Genomic DNA, 3,634 nt, shown 5'->3' on the forward strand with positions numbered 1-3,634 from the left:
AAGGATTATTTATTCTAACTGATTCTGTGTAACTCGGTATCATTAGAGTGATGGTTTTTGAAATTACTCTCAAATTGATCAATAAAATGATGGTGCCAGGCTTGGGTTGATAAGACGGATACAAGCGCTGTGTTGTCTTTTTGGCTAATTGCCTTACCTGATTTGATTTTTTTCAATAGTAGCGCCACTTTGTTTGGGTTGAAGTAATTGCTGTCTTTCAAAGAATTCTCGCTTAGTAAGCTTTCAACGTATTCGGGCGTACTGTCACTAAAAAAGGATGGTATGTTAGGTGCTCTATAAGGCTGTTTATAACGCTGGACAATAGTATTTGGCAAACGATTTTGCATCGCTTTTTTTAGAATGTACTTTTCGTTGAACGCTTTCATCTTGAGTTTTGGGTGCAATTGGCTGGCGAACTCAATCACATTGTGATCAAGAAAGGGGAAGCGACCTTCAACTGAGTTTTTCATTAACATTCTATCCCCTTGAGAGTTGAGCAAGTAACCTGCCATCAAGGTTTTACTCTCAAGGTATAAGGATTTATTGAACGGCTTCCATGAATCAAACCGATCTGGTAATGAGGCGATAAGTCTCTCCTCTGCATTAACATTTAATTCTGATGATAAGGCGTCACTATAGAAAATTTTTGCTTTTGAAGTTGATGCGATCCTTGGCAAATGTGAGAAAAGAGGATGGTTCGGTTGGTCTACACCTCCACCAAAAAAAGCTTTCAAGAAGGAGCCGGCTCGGTCACGAGACATATCTAAATAAGGATATAAGCGCTTGATTAATAAAGGGCGCCAGGATGAGTCAGGCTGGCGTGACCAGAACTCTCTAAGTTTGGCTTCTTTAAAAAGGTCATAACCACCGAATATTTCGTCCGCTCCTTCTCCTGTTAGTACTACCTTGTAGTTTTGCTGTCGAGCCAGGGCTGATAAGCGACCCATAGGGATGGGCGCTGTACGTACAATAGGGCTTTCAGTGTGCTTTATGCAGTCCAAGAAGTCATCCGCAATATTGCTGTACTTGCACTGTGTTGAAAAGTGACTGGTGTTTAAGTGTTCGACCATGGTTTTTTGGTGCTTGCTTTCATCCAGGTCAGCATCTTCGAAAGTGAGTGAAAAGGTGCTGAGGTCTCCGTGATCCAGGTGTTTGATGAGTGAAACCAGGATCGATGAATCTAAGCCGCCCGAAAGATAGGCTCCAACGGGGACGTCAGCCCTTAAACGAATGCGAACGGCTTCTTCTAGAAGTTCAGATACCTTCTGCGCTGCAATCTTTTCATCTACTATGTGTGGGGCGGTTCCAGATGAAAATGGATAATCCCAGTATTGGCGTCGCGTTAAGTTTCCTTTCTCAAAAACAACCTGCTCTCCTGGTTTAACCTCGTAGACATTCTCAAATGCTGTGTTAGGAGAGACAGGTGCCCAATAGCTAAGTATTTGGTCTAAAGAGTTTAGGTTTAGTTTTGGTGCTGAAGGAAGTGTACACAGTATGGCTTTAACTTCTGATGCAAAAGCGAGTGATTGTGCTTGCTGGCTATAAAATAGTGGAGATATACCTACCCGGTCACGAGTTAGAACGGCTCGTTGTTGTTTTTTATCCCAAAGTGCTATTGCGAACTGGCCGTTTAAGTGGTTAACAAAATCCAGGCCATATTCTTCGTAAAGGTGAACGATAACTTCGGTGTCGGTATGGGTATAAAATTGGTGGCCTTTAGCAATTAATACTTCTCGCAGTTCAGGGAAGTTGTATATCTCGCCGTTAAAACTAACCCATACTGATTTATCTTCATTATGAATAGGCTGCTCACCACCCTGAATATCGATGATGCTCAAACGCGTATGAACCAATAAGGCTTGGCTATCTAGATAGTAAGCTTGTCCGTCAGGGCCTCGATGGCGTAATTGTCCTGCCATTTGCTTGGCAAGTGCATAGCGATCTTTTTCAAACGGGGGGAGGCCAAACAAACCTGCTATTCCACACATAGGTTAACTCTCGATGTCGCTGCTTGAACTTATATCAGAATTTGATTGTATGTGTAACTGGATTATTGTATCCAGCATACCTTGAGTTGGCGTTAAGTTACTTTGACACTTCAGGTTGCATTCTTTCGAGAGAGCAACAAGTTGTGATTCATGGATATCAAGATAGGATTTTTTTAATTGTGCTATCTTGCTTGATCCTATTGAATTTGCAAATTGCGCTCCATGTTTATACCAGTAATATACTACTCGGTGCGTTCTTCCTGCTTTAGCAAGCGCGATACGAATTCTTACGTTTGGGTGTAGATCACTTGTCCATGCATAATCATTGATTAGCTGCCATCTGTTCTTATCAAATATTGTGTTCTGGCTATTGGCCATTTCTACATTACTATTGTTTAGGTAGGTGAGGATGTATAGGTCGAGCTGGTCTCCGAAGGCTCCGTATAAGCCTCGCGTTAAATTGGTTGGTTGTGGAAAGTGAGGTTTCCAGTTGGTCGCTCGAGTTGTATCGAGTGTTAGGCCATTTAGTGTTTTTGGTAGCTTAGGTTGGCTTACCTGGTATTCTCTATTTTCTGGTGGGCTAAGTGCTAGTTGGGAAATGATTAGTAAAACTGTGCAAGCTGTTAACGAGAGAATTTGTTGTTTCAATGGCTGCGATGTATCTTGTTTTACAGGTGACTCTTGTTCGCCTTCTGCATCGAAGTGGCGGTCGATGAAAAACCATGGAAGCATCACGGCACCGAACACAATCCACCCTAAAGTATCATGGTCTTCCATTAAAGGGTGGCTAACGCCCTCATAATAGGCGATGAGTAATAGAATGAAGACCCGAATCCAGTTTCCGATCATTGCAAGTGTTGCGGCAATCGCAAGGCTTATCAATGCATGACGAAAACGTCTTCTATTAAACGCTGAGGAAATCAATGCTAGTGACAAAGCCGTCATAAAATACTTTAACCCTGAACAGCCCCCAGCAACATGAACTACGCCGGTGGTGACGGTAAAGTAGTTTCCTTCAACAAGTACCGTTAGTGATAGTAGGGAGGCAAGGTAAGAAACAACTTTAACAGTCAGTGTTTGTAAGAAAGGGATTGCCAGGTACCAGAAAGGCATCGCCATTAAGACGACACTCCATGCAATGATAATATTACGAGTACTTGCAAAGCCTAGAACTATTGCGCTAAATAAGGGCAGCGATAAAGCAAGGCATAAAAAAAACAGTGTTTTTATATCCAGAGCTTGAGATAAAACAAACCCGGCGGTCAGAAGAATGACAGCAGGTAATAATAGATAGTTCGGTTGAACTTTGTTCGATCCAAGGTTCTTATATGAAAAATAGGCGCTTAAAGCGAGAAGGATATAGCCCATATCCAAATCGCCAGCAGTGGTCCAGTGAGTATGAAGTTGAACTAAACGGCTGGGGTAGAAAGTTCCTAGATAACATAGCAACAGGGCAAAAATTGCCGCTAACCACAGCACAGGCTGCCTAGCGATCCGTGTCATAACTTCATCCAAAGTGTAGCTGTACCGCAATGTACGTGAGTCGTTAACGGCTTAGTCGTTCGTTGCGGTAAACAGTTGTAAAACTGCTAAGGTTATTAAAATGCTTTGTAATGGTGTTAAGCTTAGCTGAAAAATAAGGTTAG

General features: G+C 42.3%; 2 protein-coding genes. Both read right to left on the minus strand.

All coding sequences use genetic code 11. The features are described from left to right. Positions 1–14 precede the first annotated feature (14 nt). Positions 15–1,988 carry an asparagine synthase (glutamine-hydrolyzing) gene (gene asnB / locus A3766_RS15385; RefSeq protein WP_068515289.1) on the minus strand — a complete coding sequence of 658 codons (1,974 nt, stop codon included), beginning with the start codon at positions 1,986–1,988 and terminating at the stop codon, positions 15–17. Positions 1,989–1,991: 3 nt separating this feature from the next. Continuing rightward, positions 1,992–3,491 carry an exosortase gene (xrt, locus tag A3766_RS15390; RefSeq protein WP_068515288.1) on the minus strand — a complete coding sequence of 500 codons (1,500 nt, stop codon included), beginning with the start codon at positions 3,489–3,491 and terminating at the stop codon, positions 1,992–1,994. Between the last annotated feature and the right edge of the window lie 143 nt (positions 3,492–3,634).

It is taken from the genome of Oleiphilus sp. HI0132 (assembly GCF_001635845.1).

What these genes read in the sequence shown, in the direction of transcription:
- asnB (WP_068515289.1), bottom strand. Translation starts at nt 1,988, where the DNA reads ATGTGTGGAATAGCAGGTTTGTTTGGCCTCCCCCCGTTTGAAAAAGAT.
- xrt (WP_068515288.1), bottom strand. Translation starts at nt 3,491, where the DNA reads ATGACACGGATCGCTAGGCAGCCTGTGCTGTGGTTAGCGGCAATTTTT.